The 14,672-nt window shown below is 65.1% G+C and carries 10 protein-coding genes; 4 read left to right on the top strand and 6 right to left on the bottom strand.

Going from position 1 to position 14,672, the window contains the following annotated elements:
• Positions 1–75: 75 nt before the first annotated feature.
• Positions 76–1,821, bottom strand: a complete 1,746-nt coding sequence (gene argS / locus ATO6_RS22230) for an arginine--tRNA ligase (protein WP_088626220.1) — start codon at positions 1,819–1,821, stop codon at positions 76–78.
• Between the two features lie 321 nt (positions 1,822–2,142).
• A complete protein-coding gene (locus tag ATO6_RS22225; protein WP_088626219.1) occupies positions 2,143–3,336 on the bottom strand; it encodes a deoxyguanosinetriphosphate triphosphohydrolase in 1,194 nt (397 codons plus the stop codon).
• Positions 3,337–3,440: 104 nt separating this feature from the next.
• Here ATO6_RS22225 and ATO6_RS22220 point away from each other — a divergent pair, with 104 nt between their 5' ends.
• Positions 3,441–3,764, top strand: a complete 324-nt coding sequence (locus ATO6_RS22220; protein WP_088626218.1) for an iron-sulfur cluster assembly accessory protein — start codon at positions 3,441–3,443, stop codon at positions 3,762–3,764.
• A gap of 125 nt (positions 3,765–3,889) precedes the next feature.
• On the opposite strand, the gene ATO6_RS22215 is transcribed toward ATO6_RS22220, so the two are convergent.
• The 3 genes from ATO6_RS22215 to ATO6_RS22205 all read right to left on the bottom strand — a co-directional run bounded on the left by ATO6_RS22215 (position 3,890) and on the right by ATO6_RS22205 (position 6,618).
• On the bottom strand, positions 3,890–4,819 hold the full coding sequence (locus tag ATO6_RS22215) for a DMT family transporter (protein ID WP_088626217.1): 930 nt from the start codon (positions 4,817–4,819) through the stop codon (positions 3,890–3,892).
• Positions 4,816–5,904 (bottom strand): hypothetical protein, encoded by a 1,089-nt coding sequence (locus ATO6_RS22210; protein ID WP_088626216.1) that lies wholly within the window; start codon positions 5,902–5,904, stop codon positions 4,816–4,818. Before ATO6_RS22210 ends, ATO6_RS22215 begins: the two co-directional genes overlap by 4 nt.
• 66 nt (positions 5,905–5,970) lie before the next feature.
• Positions 5,971–6,618 carry a DUF6749 family protein gene (locus ATO6_RS22205; protein WP_141102057.1) on the bottom strand — a complete coding sequence of 216 codons (648 nt, stop codon included), beginning with the start codon at positions 6,616–6,618 and terminating at the stop codon, positions 5,971–5,973.
• A 353-nt stretch (positions 6,619–6,971) separates the two neighbouring features.
• On the opposite strand from ATO6_RS22205, the gene xth reads away from it, so the two are divergent.
• Genes xth through ATO6_RS22190 form a run of 3 tightly spaced genes read left to right on the top strand, consistent with a single transcriptional unit; the run spans position 6,972 to position 9,039 of the window.
• Complete coding sequence (gene xth, locus ATO6_RS22200) at positions 6,972–7,754, top strand: exodeoxyribonuclease III (RefSeq protein WP_088626215.1); 783 nt, start codon at positions 6,972–6,974, stop codon at positions 7,752–7,754.
• Positions 7,751–8,341 carry an NTP transferase domain-containing protein gene (locus ATO6_RS22195; RefSeq protein WP_254919243.1) on the top strand — a complete coding sequence of 197 codons (591 nt, stop codon included), beginning with the start codon at positions 7,751–7,753 and terminating at the stop codon, positions 8,339–8,341. Before xth ends, ATO6_RS22195 begins: the two co-directional genes overlap by 4 nt.
• Positions 8,338–9,039, top strand: coding sequence for a gamma-glutamylcyclotransferase (locus ATO6_RS22190; RefSeq protein WP_176441061.1), 702 nt, complete (start codon positions 8,338–8,340; stop codon positions 9,037–9,039). Before ATO6_RS22195 ends, ATO6_RS22190 begins: the two co-directional genes overlap by 4 nt.
• Before the next feature lie 214 nt (positions 9,040–9,253).
• On the opposite strand, the gene ATO6_RS25340 is transcribed toward ATO6_RS22190, so the two are convergent.
• Positions 9,254–13,840 (bottom strand): Hint domain-containing protein, encoded by a 4,587-nt coding sequence (locus ATO6_RS25340; protein WP_141102056.1) that lies wholly within the window; start codon positions 13,838–13,840, stop codon positions 9,254–9,256.
• Positions 13,841–14,672 lie beyond the last annotated feature (832 nt).

Below are 14,672 nucleotides of genomic sequence, written 5' to 3'. Positions count from 1 at the left end.
CCTCGCTCGCCGGGAGTGACCCGGTGCCGGTTCGGTCATTTCTGACGTCTGCTCGACCCGGCGGCGGTGCGATTGTCAGCGCATCTCTTCCGCCGGATGCACGCCCAGAATACCAAGCCCCGCCGAAATAACAACGGCAGTGGCACGCGGCAGGGCCATTTTCTGCTGTGTGGCGGCAGGATCGCCCTCCTGCAGGAAGCGCAGCGCGTGATCGTCGTTGCCCCGGTTCCACAGCGCGTGGAAATCGCCGGCCAGATCGTAGAGATAGAAGGCGATCCGGTGCGGCTCGTGCGTCCGGGCCGCAATCTCGACCTGGCGCGGCCATTCGGCCAGCTTGCGGGCCAGCGTCAGCTCGGCAGGATCGGTCAGGCCGGAGAGGTCCGCGGCCGTCAGAATGGCATCGTCATGGGCGATCCCGGCCTCGGCGGCCTTGCGCATCACCGACTGCACGCGGGCATGGGCGTATTGCACGTAGAACACCGGGTTCTCGCGGCTCTGCTCCAGCACCTTGTCGAAGTCGAAATCGAGCGGCGCGTCGTTCTTGCGGGTGAGCATGACGAAGCGGGTCACGTCCGGCCCGACCTCGTCCACCACGTCGCGCAGGGTGATGAAGGTCCCTGCCCGCTTGGACATCTTGAAGGGCTGGCCGCCCTTCCACAGCTTGACCAGCTGCGTCAGCTTGATGTCGAGCGGGACCCTCCCGTCCGACAGCGCGCTGACGGCCGCCTTCATCCGCTTGACGTAACCGCCGTGATCCGCGCCGAAGACGTCGATCAGCGCGTCGAAGCCACGTTCGACCTTGTCATAGTGATAGGCGATGTCGGGGGCGAAATAGGTCCACGCGCCGTCCGACTTCATGATCGGCCGGTCCACGTCGTCGCCGTGTTCGGTCGAGCGGAACAACGTCTGCTCGCGCGGCTCCCAGTCCTCGGGCAGCTTGCCCTTGGGCGGCTCCAGCGTGCCGCGATAGATCAGCCCCTTGGCCTTGAGCGCCTCGAGCGCCGCCTCGATCCGGCCGGTGCCGTAAAGCGACTTCTCGGAGAAAAAGACATCCATCTTGACGCCAAGAACCGCCAGATCCTCGCGGATCAGGTCCATCATCCGCTCGGTCGCGAAGGCGCGGACCTCCTCAAGCCAGACCTCTTCCGGCTCGTCGACATAGGCGTCGCCGACCTTGTCCTTGAGCGCGTGGCCCACGTCGATCAGGTAGTCGCCCGGATAGGTGCCGTCGGCGAACTCGACCTCGCGGCCCTGCGCCTCGAGATACCGCAGGTAGACGGACCGGGCGAGGACATCGACCTGCGCGCCGCCGTCGTTGATATAGTATTCGCGGGTCACGTCATGCCCGGCATAGGCCAGCAGGCTCGCCAGCGCATCGCCGAAGACGGCGCCCCGCGTGTGGCCGACGTGCAGCGGTCCGGTCGGGTTGGCCGAGACGTATTCGACATTGACCTTCTGTCCCGCACCCATGTCGGACCGGCCGAAATCCGTGCCGCCCGCGATCACGGTGCGCACCATGTCCTGCCAGACCGAGGCCGCCAGCCGCAGGTTCAGGAACCCCGGCCCCGCCACCTCGACGCTCTCGATCCGCGCGTCGCCCGACAGGCGGCCCGACAAGGCCTCGGCGATATCGCGCGGCTTGGCGCCCGCCGGCTTCGCCAGCACCATCGCGGCATTGGTGGCCATGTCGCCATGCAGCGCATCGCGCGGCGGCTCCACCGCCACGTTGGCAAAGTCGAGCCCGCCGGGCAGATCGCCCGCCGCCTGCATGTCCTCGAGCGCGGCAATCACCAGCGCCCGGATCTCGGTGAATAGGTTCATGGCCATGTCCTTTTCGAGTGCGCGCGGTGTATCACGTCGCCCTGCAAGGTCAACAATCCGCGCATCGCCGTGGCGTCGCAGAAGGGCGGCGGCTGTCGGAGAACAGATTTGATGCCTCCGGCGGGAGTTTATCCGGCCAGATGAAGCAGGGGATCGGTCCCGTGCCAGACCCCGCGCGGGCGGAGCGTGCGGGAGCCTCCGGCGGGCATATTTTTGGCAAGATGAAGCCTGGAGGTGGAGCCCTGATCCCCACGCTTCAGCTGGCCGGATAAACTCCCGCCGGAGGCGTCCGCAGGCCACGCCCGTGCATGCGGTTTGAGGTCAGCCGAATCCCGGACGCCCTGGACCGGAACTGCGCAGCGGGCCCAGCACATCGACACCGATAAGCCGCGCATGTTCTTGCAGCGCGAAGCGGTCGGTCATGCCGGAGATGTAGTCGCACACGATCCGCGCCAGTGCCGTCTCGTCGCGGGCCACCGCCTCCACATCCTTGCGCCATTGCTTGGGCAGCAGGTCGGTCCGCTCCATGAACAGCGGGAACAGGTCGCGGACCACCTGCGTCACCTTTTCCCGCACCGCGACCACCTCGGGGTGGCGGTACATGCGATGGAACAGGAATTCGCGGATGACCTTGAGGTCCTTCCACAGCGCGGGATTGAACTGCACCATCATCCGCCCCGCGCCCCGGATGTCCGAGACGTCCTGCGGGTCGAGCTCGGCGAGGTTGGCACGGCTGACGTCGATCACGTCGGACACGAGGATCCCGAAGAACCGGCGCAGCGCCTCGTGGCGCCGGCGGTAGTAGTTCAGGCCGGGGTAGAGGCGGTCGACCTCGGCAAAGCAATCCTCGAGTATCGGCAGTTCGGCCAGTTCGTCGGTCGAGAACAGCTCGGCCCGCAGCCCGTCGTGCAGATCGTGGCTGCTGTAGGCGATGTCGTCGGACAGCGCCGCCACCTGCGCCTCGGCCGAGGCGTGTGTGTGCAGCTCCAGATCGTGCTGCGCATTGTATTCCGCCAGCGCGTAGGGGACCGGTTCCGAAACCGGACCGTTGTGCTTGGCGATCCCTTCGAGCGTCTCCCACGTCAGGTTCAGCCCGTCCCATTCCGCGTAGTGGCGCTCCAGCCGGGTGACGATGCGGATCGCCTGCGCGTTGTGGTCGAAGCCGCCATAGGGCGCCATCAGTTCCTCCAGCGCGTCCTCGCCGGTATGGCCGAAGGGCGGATGGCCCAGATCATGCGCCAGCGCCACCGCCTCGGTCAGTTCCAGATCGAGCCCGAGCGCGCCCGCGACGGTGCGGGCCACCTGCCCCACCTCGATCGAATGGGTCAGCCGCGTGCGGTAGTAATCGCCCTCGTGCTCCACGAAGACCTGCGTCTTGTGCTTCAGCCTGCGAAAGGCCGAGGCATGAATGATCCGGTCCCGGTCCCGCTGAAAGCAGCTCCGGAACGTGCTCTCCTCCTCCGCGATCAGGCGTCCCCGCGTCTGATCCGGGCGGCTGGCGTAGCGCGCGCGCATATGTGTCCCCGGGGGCGTTCCGCCCCTCCTTGCCGGTCATTGGTGCCTCTCTTATATTGCAGATGTGAGACATTAAAGCAGATGCGCCTTAACGGAGCCTTGCCATGAACCTGCCGCCCAGCGTCACCGACCGTGCCTATGACCGCCTCTCCGAGATCGGAGCGGGCTCCAAGGGCCAGGCTTTGCGCGTGGCCGTCGAGGGTGGCGGCTGCTCGGGGTTCCAGTACGAGATCACGCTGGACGCACCGGCGGATGACGATCTGGTGCTGGAGGGCCATGGCGAGAAGGTCGTGGTCGACAGCGTTTCGCTGCCGTTCCTCGCGGGCGCCACGATCGACTTCACTGACGAATTGATCGGCGCGCGCTTCGTGATCGACAATCCGAACGCAACCAGCTCGTGCGGGTGCGGGACGTCTTTCTCAATGTGATCAATGGGATGCGGGAAAAACCTCGCGCATGACGCGAGGTTCAATCCGTATCGCCACGTGAAGTGTCCATGGCGAATGGAGAGGGCCCGCCTGACACGGGCCTTGTCTCAGGTCAGCGCGGCAACTCACTCCGCTGCAATGATTTTCCCGTCAGGCGCGCGCTGCACTTCTTCACGGTCGGCGAGGATACGGTCGTAGACGAGGTAGATGCCGGATGCGATCACCACAGCCGTCCCCAGGATCAGGTGAAGGCTGACGGTTTCACCGAAGACCACGGCGCCGAGGGCCACCATCCAGACGAACTGCAGGTTCATCAGCGGCGTGACCACGTAGGCCGCCAGCCGCGCCAGTGCCACCACCAGCAGCCAGCGCCCGAGGAACAGCAGGCCCGCATAGGCCACCGCCCAACCGAGATCCGTCAGCGGCATCGGCTTCCAGACGAAGGGCAGCGCGCAGGCCATGACCACGGCAAGCGTCAGGTTCGGGTAGAGCACCTGCGCCAGCGTGTTCGACTCGCGCTGGCCGATGTAGCGCGAGATCACCATCGAGAGTGTCCCCGACAGCGAAGCGGCGAGCGCGACGGCGTGGCCGGACTGGATATTGGCGAGGCCCTCGGGGAAGAGGCACAGCACCCCGACGAAACCGGCACCGAGCGCCATCCAGGCCGTTGGGCGGACGTGTTCGCGCAGGATCGGACCCGAGAGGAGACCGGCGAAGATCGGCACCATCCCAATGAAAACAAAGACTTCCGCGAAGGGCAGCAGGCGGAAGGCGTAGAAATAGCAGGTGACCGAGATCACCGTCATCACGCTGCGCAAAGCCATGGCGCGCGGCACACCGGTGCGCATGCCCTGACGCCGATCCGGCCCGCGGGCACGGTCTGCGGCGAGGCTCATCGCGACGACGAGAAGCCCCGACACAGCGTAGAGCTGCGGGGCCGCGTAGCCGCCGGCGAGGAACTTGGTGATCGCATCGGCGGAGGACATCAGCGCGGTGTAAACGAGGACGAGTCCCATCCCCGTCAGCGCCGCGCTCTTGATCGCGAGAGCCTTCATGCGGTGAGCCTTTCCAATGGGTTGGCCATTCCGGCGCGGGCGAAACCGGCGAAGAAGGCGTCGAATTCGGTGCAGGCGGCCTCGGCCTCTTCCAGCACTGCCATCGCGTCGCGATCGAGCGTGTTGGCAATCAGCCCGCGCATCCGGGTCCAGTCGCCCGAGCGGCTGTCGAGGTCGAGCATGGTCTGGCTCATCGACCGGAGTGGGGCCGACCGGCGCGGCGCAGCATGGAAGCTGAGGCGATCGAAGCTCACGGGCCGGGCGAAGGGATCGGCCCCTGCCGTGGCGGTGGCCCAGGTGCAGACCAGGAATTCGTGATAGTCGTCGCGGCCCGGCTCGGCCCGGTCGCCCGAGGCCACGATGAAGCTGTCGGTGTGATCCGTGATCCACGCCTCCCAGATGGCTGGCGGCGTGAGTCCGGCGAAGCGCATCGCGACACAGACTTCGGCCAGCAGGTCGGCGTTCTGGTCAAGGTAGGCGAGCGTTCCGGCGAAGGACAGGCTGCGGGTGACGTCTGGGCCGAAAGTCATTGATTTCCGGCCATATTCCGTCAGGTAGAAGATCGTGTGCGTCAGCTCGTAAGCTGCCTTCTTGTTCGGCATCGCGAAGGTGGCGGCGCGTCCGGCGAATGCCATCAGGCGGGCGCCCAGACCGGTGTCGCTGGCCAGCGGATCGACCCCGCGACGCAGCATCAGGCGACGGGCCTCGGCGCGCTGGAGGTCCGACATCTCGGCCTCGGCTAGGCCCTCATCGGCGGTCCATTGCACCAGCCGCTTGCCCTTGTCGCCGCCGATCCCGAGGTCCTCGAGATCGAGACAGATCGACAGCAGGAAGCGGTAATACTGCGGGAAGAAGGCGAGGCGTTTCTCGATCGTGTCGTAGAAATCACGGTGCACCTCGAGGGCCCGGTCGTCGGGCGCGGCTTGGGTGCATTCCATGATGTTCAGGAACTCCGCATTCTCCTTGAGCCAGAAGACGTCGCCACGCGAGCGGCGGTCGTCGGCGAAGGCGGAGGCAAGCGCCGCAAGGCGGTCGGCGCGGGTCCGGGCGCGGTTGGGGAAGGTCAGCTGAACGACGTTGGTCATTGGATTATCTCCGTTTTTCCAGCGGCGGCGGCTGCCCGCCCCAAACCGCACCTGAGAACCTGAGGCTTACGAACCCGACGAGAACATGTGGGTCGCGTCACCTTCGATCGCGGTGGTCTTGGTCGGTGCGGAGCCCGAGGAGAACATCTCGACGGCGTCGCCGGTGATCGCGGTGGTCGCGGTCGGTGCGGAACCCGAGGAGAACATCTCGACGGCATCGCCGGTGATCGCGGTGGTCGCGGTCGGCGCGGAGCCAGAGGAGAACATCTCGACGGCGTCGCCGGTGATCGCGGTGGAAGCGGTCGGCGCGGAGCCCGAGGAGAACATCTCGACGGCGTCGCCGGTGATCGCGGTGGAGGCGGTCGGCGCGGAGCCCGAGGAGAACATCTCGACGGCGTCGCCGGTGATCGCGGTGGAGGCGGTCGGTGCAGAGCCCGAGGAGAACATTTCGACGGCGTCACCGGTGATCGCGGTGGAGGCGGTCGGTGCAGAGCCCGAGGAGAACATTTCGACTAGGTCGCCGGTCAGAGCGGAGCTGGCGACCGGTGCGGAACCGGACGAAAACATGCCGATCAGGTCACCCGAAAGAGCGTCAGCCGATGCGACGGGTGCGGAGCCCGAAGAGAACAGATCCACGTGCTCGCCGTCCAGCAGGCTCGTGACTTTCTTTTGAGCGTTTTCAAAAGCTTGGGTTTGTTTCTTGAGAGCGGTCATTGTCGTGTTCCTCAGGTTTGGTTGCGATGAGGAAACGCTTGCATGCAGCCCCTGAGCCGCAAAATGGAATTTGAGAAAGAGGGGGTTGACGATCGCAAAACAAACTTGAACTATGCCGTGTAAACAATTGTGTCAAAACAACTTTAACCTGATCGATTTTTTTTCATCTCCGTCCGGAATTGTGTTTACGGGTATTAAAATGTGACGCTATCGCGATTCAGGCAGCAATCGCGACTGACGCTCTATTGTGCCAAATCGCAAAGTTGGGGGGTGCGGGTTCGCGTCAACTCGATTCTCTGCCTGTCTTGCGAGTCGGGGGGGATTCGGTCAGGACTCGGTCAAAGGAGACGCCAATGAAGATCGCCACCTTCAACATCAACGGCATCAAGGCCCGGTCCGAAGCCCTGCTCAGCTGGCTGGACGAGGCGCAGCCGGACGCCGTCATGCTGCAGGAAATCAAGTCGGTGGACGAAAATTTCCCCGCCGAACTGTTCGAGGACAAGGGCTACAACGTCGTCACGCACGGTCAGAAGAGCTTCAACGGCGTCGCGATCCTGTCCAAGCTGCCGCTGGAGGACGTCACCCGTGGCCTGCCCGGCGACGATGAGGACGATCAGGCGCGCTGGATCGAGGCGACGGTGGTGGGTGACAAGGCAGCCGTGCGGCTGTGCGGGCTGTACCTCCCGAACGGCAACCCGGTGCCGGGGCCGAAATACGATTACAAGCTGGCGTGGATGGAGCGCCTCAAGGCGCGGGCCGAGGCGCTGATCGCGGCCGAGGAGCCCGCGATGATGGCGGGCGACTACAACGTCATCCCGCAGGCCGAGGATGCGGCCAAGCCCGAGGCCTGGGTCGAGGACGCGCTGTTCCTGCCCCAGACGCGCGAGGCGTTCCGCCGGATCCTGAACCTCGGCTTCACCGAAGCGTTTCGCACGCGGCACCCCGAGCCGGGGCATTACTCGTTCTGGGATTACCAGGCGGGTGCATGGCAGCGGAACAACGGGATCCGGATCGACCACCTGCTGCTGACGCCGCAATGCGCCGACCTGATGGTCGACTGCGGCATCGACAAGGAGGTGCGCGGACGCGACAAGCCCTCCGATCACGTGCCGGTCTGGGTGGAGCTCGACGCGTGAGCGTGACGCTGCTGCTTCTGGGCGCCGGCGCGGCCTCTCGGATGCGGGGCGGCGACAAGCTGATGGAGGTGGTGTACGGACGGCCCCTGATCGCACGTCAGGCGGCGGCGGGCCTGAGGGCCGGGCTGCCGGTGATCGTGACGCTGCCGCCCCTGCCCCATCCGCGCGGCGCGGCGCTGACCGAGATGCCGGTCGCCCGGATCGAGGTGCCGGATGCCGCCGAAGGCATGGCCGCGTCGATCCGCGCAGGTGTGCGGGCCGTGGCGCCGGGAACGACCGGACTGATGGTGCTGCCCGCCGATATGCCGGAGGTGGATGCCGACGACATCCGCGCGATGGCCGCGGATTGGGACGGGGCGGAGATCCTGCGCGGGGCCGGTCAGGATGGCACGCCGGGGCATCCGGTGCTGTTTCCCGCCGACCTGTTCGAGGAACTGACCCAACTGTCCGGCGATCAGGGCGCACGCGAGGTGCTCGTGCGGCACCGGGCGCGGCTGCGGCTGTTCCCCCTGCCCGGTCGTCACGCGCTCACCGATCTGGACACGCCCGAAGACTGGGCGGCATGGCGCACAGGTGGCACCGCATGAAACGGACGATCCGGCTGACGCAGGACCTCGTGGACCGGCTGCCGCCGACGGTGGACAGCGAGGGGCCGATCACCATCTCCTCGCCCGACGACGCGTGGTATGACCGGACGGCGGCGGCGATCCTCGACCAGCTTGGCCCTGACGAACCGCTCTGGGTCTTCGCCATCGGCTCGCTGATCTGGAACCCGCGCTTTCCCGATGTCGAACGGCGCAGCGCTTACGTGGAGGGCTGGCGGCGGTCGTTCTGCCTCGGCCCGTCGCTGCGCAATCGCGGCAGTCCGGAACGGCCCGGCATGATGCTGGCGCTGGAGGCCGGGGGCGAATGCTGGGGCGTCGCGATCCGGATGCGGCACGAGGACCGGCACGAGGCTCTGCCGGAGCTTCTGAAGAAGGAACCGCCGAACCCGCCGGGCTGGGTCGACGCCATGACCGATGAGGGACCGATCCGCTGCATCGCCTTCCACATGGAGCCGACGTTCCCCCGCTATTGCCAGGAGCCGGAGCCGGAAGAACTGGCCGACATCCTCGCCAATGCGGTCGGGACGCGGGGCACGATGGCGGATTACCTGTTGCGCACGGCGATCGAGCTGGAAAAGGCGGGAATCCACGATCCGCACATCTGGCGGCTGCAGGAGATGGTCGCGGAACGGCTGGAGCGGCTTGAGCCGCCCGACGCTGCATCACCCGAACAGAACTGACGTCGGCCAGCCTGTCGCGCGCCTGCGCGCCTCGAAATTGCGGACAAGAGAAAAGCCCGTGCATATGCCGCACGGGCTTTTCTATTCCCAGGAAAAGCCGGCACACCCGCGTTCTGATGACGCGCCCCGTCGGCCAACTTGGTCCTGAGTTCTTAGGCCAGCACCCCACCGTTCTGGCCGGGGTTGCCGGGCCCGGAGGGCCCGGCACGCTGCATTACTTGGCCAGCAGGGCCGCTTCGTGCTTTTTCAGCGTCCGGCGTGCCGCGTGGTAGTCGCGGATGCCCTTGGTCGACTTCAGCTCGGGGAAGAGTTCGAAGATCTCGTTCCGCTGTGCGTTGCCGATCCCGTCCAGCGTCTGTTCGCCGGGCTGGAAGCTTTCGGTCCATGCGCCGTTCGACAGGACCACTTCGTGGCGGTCGAACATGAAGTGGATGTAGGTGGTGTGCAGAGCGTTCACCACATCCACCCCGGCCAGCCCCGTCAGGTGCTTGGCGGCGACGAGGACTTCACGCTCTTCGAAGTAGAGCGCCGTCTTGTCGTTGTTCACCAGCACGCGGTGGTTCGGGGACACGAGCATGTCGCGTTCCGGCAGACCGTGGCCCAGCGAACCCTTCTGGATCAGAACCGGCTTGAGGTGCGCGTTGGCGGCCAGTTCGCGTCCGTTCAGAGCCTTTGCGCCGACCCAGCGGATTTCCTGGATGCCGTTGTCGCGGGTGATGACCCGGTCGCCGGCCTGCAGTTCTTCCACCAGACGCTCGCCTTTCGGGGTCGCGATCACGGTGCCCGGCGTGAAGCAGGGAACGATGTTCTCGATTTCCTCGAAGGTGACGCGGCCCACTTCGGTGTTGGAGGCATCGAAGTAGTGCACGATCCCGTCTTCACGGTCGGCCGAGGTGTACTCGATCTCGAGCCGGCCGCCGGCAGGTGCCGAACCGCGCAGGTCGAGGGTGTCGTAGTCCGTCCCCGTCGTGAAGGTCGAGCCGCCGTCGACATGGTCGCCGTTGTTGACGTCGGTGTAGGTGACGTTGACGAAGAGGTCCTCGTCAGCTTCGCCATACATGATGTCGTCTTCGGCGCCGCCATCCAGCGTGTCCTGACCGTCGCCACCGAACAGCGTGTCCATGCCTTCGTCGCCGAAGAGCTGGTCATTGCCGGTGCCGCCGTGGATTTCATCCTCGTCCAGACCGCCGTGCAGTTCGTCGTCGCCCGCGTCACCGAAGATGGTGTCGTCGTCGTCGTCACCATAGACGGTGTCGTTGCCGTCGCCCGCGTTGATCAGGTCGCGCCCGTTGTCCGGGTGCATGTCGGTGGTGTCGTCGTCACCGTAGCCCCATTCGAACGCCGGATCGCCGCCGTGGATGAAGTCGTCACCAGCGCCGCCTTCGATCGTGTCGGAGCCGTGGCCGCCGATGATCGTGTCGTTGCCGTCGTCGCCCATCAGGTAGTCGTCGTCGATGCCACCGTTGATCGAGTCGTCGCCGTCGCCGCCGATCAGCGTGTCGCTGTCGTCGCCGCCGAAGATGGTGTCGTTGCCGGCACCGCCGTCGACGTAGTCACGGTTGTCATCGGGCAGCGGATCCGAGGTGACCAGACCGAAGCCGGGGACGAAGAACGGCGTGCCGGGCTGATCCCCGTCGTAGTCGGACAGGATGTCGATGCCCGCGATGATCGAGTCGTCGCCGTCGCCGCCGTAGATCGTGTCGGAGCCCTGATCGTCGGTGATCGTGTCGTTGCCGGCACCGCCATAGACGAGGTCGTCGTCGATGCCCGCGTTGATCACGTCGTCGCCGTCGCCGCCATAGACGGTGTCACGGTCGTCGCCGGTCAGGATCGTGTCGTTGCCGTTGCCGCCTTCGACATAATCGCGGTCGTTCTCTTCATCCGGGTCCGGCGTCTGGCCGAGGATGTTGACGCCATCCAGTGCGGCACCCGGTCCACGGGTGTCGATGTAGTCGTCGCCGTCTTCGCCATAGACCTCGTCCGACCCTTCGCCCGAAATGACGGTGTCGTCGCCGCCGCCGGCGGTCACGATGTCGTCGTTCGGCTCTTCGCCCGGCAGGATCGCATCGTTGTTGTCGATCTTGTCGCCTTCCGGATCGCCTTCGTAGTCGACGTCGATCAGGTTGTCGGTGTCATCGCCTTCGACAATGCCGTCCAGCGGCGCCTTGCCGACCATAACGGTCAGGCGACCGGTGTCGGTGCCGCCGTTGCCGTCGGACACGGTGTATTCGATCACCGCTTCGCCCGAGAAACCGTTGGCCGGGGTGAAGGTGACATTGCCGGCCGGATCGTAGGAGATCGTGCCCTGACCCGAGATCAGCGTCGGCGTTTCCGAGATGGTCAGCGTGTCGCCGTCGACGTCGGTGTCGTTTGCCAGAACGTTGGTGGTCACCGCGGTCTGGAAATTGGTCGATGCCGTGTCGGGGTTCGCCACCGGATCATCGTTCACCGGGTTGACCGTCACGGTCACGGTGCCGGTCGTGGTGTTCCCTTCGGGATCCTGGACCGTGTAGGTGATCGTGTCGGTGCCGTTGAAGTTCGCATCCGGCGTGTAGTTGATCGTGCCGTCGCCATTGACGGTGACGGTGCCGTTGTTGGCCGTCGGGGTGCCGTCGAAGGACAGGTCGCCGCCTTCGGGATCGAAGTCGTTCGACAGGACGTCGAAGTTCTCGAGCGTGGTGTCCTCGTCGATCGTTGCGGTCTCGTCGGTGACGACGGGGGCCGCGTTGTCGGGCAGGATCACGTTCTCGATGTTGATGAAGCGCATCGTGCCGGTTGCGTTGCCGTCGCCGTCAAAGAAGGTGACGACCCCGTTTTCCGGGTTGTTGGTCGGTGCGTTCGGGTCTTCGCTGTCGTAGACGACCTTGAGTGGGCCGGAACCGGAGAGGTCCAGCGTGTCGTTGTCGACACCGCCTTCGGACCCGTCGACGAAGTCGCCGACGTTGCCACCGACGATCAGGTCCTGATCGTCGCCGCCGACGATGGAGTCGACGCCTTCGCCGCCGATCAGCGTGTCGTCACCGGCTTCGCCGTAGATGACGTCGTCGCCTTCTTCGCCGTCGATGTAGTCGTTGCCCGCGTTGCCCTTGTCGGCCAGCGCGTCCGGAGCATCGAAGAAGATGTCCGTGATGTTCATCTCGGAGGTTTCCGAGCCGTTCTGCAGGTGCGTCACGGTGAAGTAGGCGACCGGGCCGGTGATGTGGACCAGGGCCGAGCTGGACGGCGTGTCGTCGTTGCCGTTCGAGCCGTCCTTGGCTTCGAAGGACACGACGCCGTCGGTGCCGTCGAGGTCGATGCCGTCGATCTGGCTGCCCAGGGTGACGGTGATCGTGGTCGGGTTGCCCGCCGCGTCAAACGCCGTGATCGTGACCTTGGAGTCTTCGTCCGCGTCATTCAGGCGGAAGGAGACGTTGCTCACCTCGTCCGAGAATTCCCACTTGTAGGTTGCGCTCTCGTCGTCCGAGTTGAGGCGCGATGCCATGGAGGAGTTCTTGTAGACCGAACCGCCCTCGCCGATGATGCCGTCAACCAGCTGGTTGTCGACCGCGTAGGTGGATTCCGGGGACTCGTTGGTGGTGTAGCTGAACTTGACGTCGACGTTGCCGGTGTCCTGCGTGAAGCCGGACAGCGGGTCGCCGTGCTCGATCGGCGCGGGGCCGTTCGGATCGGGCGCCTTGCTCCATTCGAAGCTTTCGCGGGTCATGCTGGACGCGCCGTCGCCGTAGTCGCCATAGAGCGTGTCGTTGCCTTCGCCGCCCAGGATGGTGTCGTCGCCACCTTCGCCGAAGATGATGTCGTTGCCTTCCTCGCCGTCGAGCAGGTCGTTGCCTTCCGCTTCGGCACCCGCGTCAGCGGCGGTTTCGAAGTAGATGTCGGTGATGTTGACCTGCGAGGACTCGCCGCCGTTCTGGATGTGCGTGACGGTGAAGTAGGCGACCGGGCCGTCGATGTTGACCAGAGCGGAGTTCTCGGGGCTGGTGTCGCCGCCCGCGGAGCCGCTCTTGGCTTCGACCGTGATCGAGCCGTCCGAACCGTCGAGGTCGTTGCCGTTGATCTCTTTGCCGATGTGGACCGAGATGTTCACCGGGTTGCCGTCAGCGCCGTAGGCGGTGACCACGACCTTGGAGTCGAAGTCGATGTCGTTGACGCGGAAGGACACGTCGGCGACCGGCTGCGAGAAGGTCCACTTGTAGGACGCGCTCTCGCCGCTCTTGTTCATGTTGGATTCCAGCGAGGAATACTTGTTCGCCTCCGGCAGCGTGCCGGTGTCGATCGAGTGGACCTTCTGCTGGTTGTCCGCAAAGGTGGTTTCGGGCGTGTAGGTCGTGGAGACGGTTTCGAAGGTGACGTTCACCTCGCCCGTGTTCTGCGTCAGGGTGCCGGTCAGCGGGTCGTTGTCGTCGATCGAACCCGAGGAGTTCGGATCGGGCAGCTTGGACCACTTGAAGACCTGGGAGATGCCGGCTTTCGTCTCGGTCGTGCCGAGCGAGCTGTCGCCGTAGATGATGTCGTCGCCGGTGCCGCCTTCGACGGTGTCGTTGCCGCCGCCTGCGTAGACTTCGTCATTTCCGTTCAGCGACTGGATGAAGTCGTCGCCGGCGCCTGCGTCGACGATGTCGTCGTCGCCGGTCTCGCCGGGCAGCAGCGCGTCGTTGCTGTCGATCTTGTCCCCATCCGTGTCGGTGTAACCGGCGACGATGGTATCGTTACCCGTCGTTCCCGAGACGATCCCGTCGGGCTTGGACCCGCCGGACGTGGAATCGTGGCTGGTGCAGCCTTGCTTAAGGAAAAAGAACGTCATCTATCTCACCCTCTTAGCCGTCGGGACCTTCCGGTCCTTCCGATGTTGCGGCCCGGGATCGCAGCATCGCGAAACCGGAAATTTCATCACCGAACATGGACACTCGAAAACACAGAACCTGCGCGACCGGGTTTCCGGGCCAACTGGACCCGGCACACGATCGGTTGGGCCGTGGACATCAAGGCACACGCCCCGTCCGATCGGCAGGTTCCACATCCTTCGGATGTTTCACATTCAGGTGGCCGCCCCATGGCCAGCAGTCTTAATGGTGCCCCCCAGTCGGGCATCTCTGGTTTACCTTTGAGGCCCCTCGCAACAAAGCGGAAAAGGACGAAAAGGTGGCACGATGCTGTCCCTGGCCGCCCAAATCTGGGCTGATTGCGGTCATCAATATGCAACCGGAGCGTGTGCACTGTTTCCGTTCTGAGGAAGCGAACCAGGCGCCGGAACGTTAATATTCGCGAAACACCGGGTCGAAGGGCCGATCCGACGGCGGTTATCCACAGATTGGTTTCCAAACCGGAAACTCAGGCACCCGACGACACTGTGCCATTTTTTCACCACCAACGCGCATTGCCCCGCCAAATACCTGTTCTTGCAGAGGAACCAATGGAGGTTAACGTGTGAAATTGATGCGATTTTAGGGCGTTAACGAAAGGGCCCGATCCCGAATCGGGCCGAATCAAGGCGGGGATTCCGGCCCGATCCGGACCGCGGACCGGGCTGCTGCGGCAATCTGCGACAGCCCGGTCCGGTGCCGCCTATCGCAGTCCCAGCCCGCGCGCGATGATGCCGCGGAGGATTTCGCGGGTTCCGCCGCGGAGCGAGAAGG

Origin of the sequence: Oceanicola sp. 22II-s10i, assembly GCF_002210105.1 — a bacterium.
Classification (GTDB): Bacteria; Pseudomonadota; Alphaproteobacteria; order Rhodobacterales; family Rhodobacteraceae; genus Pseudooceanicola.
Note: the sequence above shows the minus strand (reverse complement) of the source record. Positions and strands in the feature narration are given on the sequence as shown.

What these genes read in the sequence shown, in the direction of transcription:
- argS (WP_088626220.1), bottom strand. Translation starts at nt 1,821, where the DNA reads ATGAACCTATTCACCGAGATCCGGGCGCTGGTGATTGCCGCGCTCGAG.
- ATO6_RS22225 (WP_088626219.1), bottom strand. Translation starts at nt 3,336, where the DNA reads ATGCGCGCGCGCTACGCCAGCCGCCCGGATCAGACGCGGGGACGCCTG.
- ATO6_RS22220 (WP_088626218.1), top strand. Translation starts at nt 3,441, where the DNA reads ATGAACCTGCCGCCCAGCGTCACCGACCGTGCCTATGACCGCCTCTCC.
- ATO6_RS22215 (WP_088626217.1), bottom strand. Translation starts at nt 4,819, where the DNA reads ATGAAGGCTCTCGCGATCAAGAGCGCGGCGCTGACGGGGATGGGACTC.
- ATO6_RS22210 (WP_088626216.1), bottom strand. Translation starts at nt 5,904, where the DNA reads ATGACCAACGTCGTTCAGCTGACCTTCCCCAACCGCGCCCGGACCCGC.
- ATO6_RS22205 (WP_141102057.1), bottom strand. Translation starts at nt 6,618, where the DNA reads ATGACCGCTCTCAAGAAACAAACCCAAGCTTTTGAAAACGCTCAAAAG.
- xth (WP_088626215.1), top strand. Translation starts at nt 6,972, where the DNA reads ATGAAGATCGCCACCTTCAACATCAACGGCATCAAGGCCCGGTCCGAA.
- ATO6_RS22190 (WP_176441061.1), top strand. Translation starts at nt 8,338, where the DNA reads ATGAAACGGACGATCCGGCTGACGCAGGACCTCGTGGACCGGCTGCCG.
- ATO6_RS25340 (WP_141102056.1), bottom strand. Translation starts at nt 13,840, where the DNA reads ATGACGTTCTTTTTCCTTAAGCAAGGCTGCACCAGCCACGATTCCACG.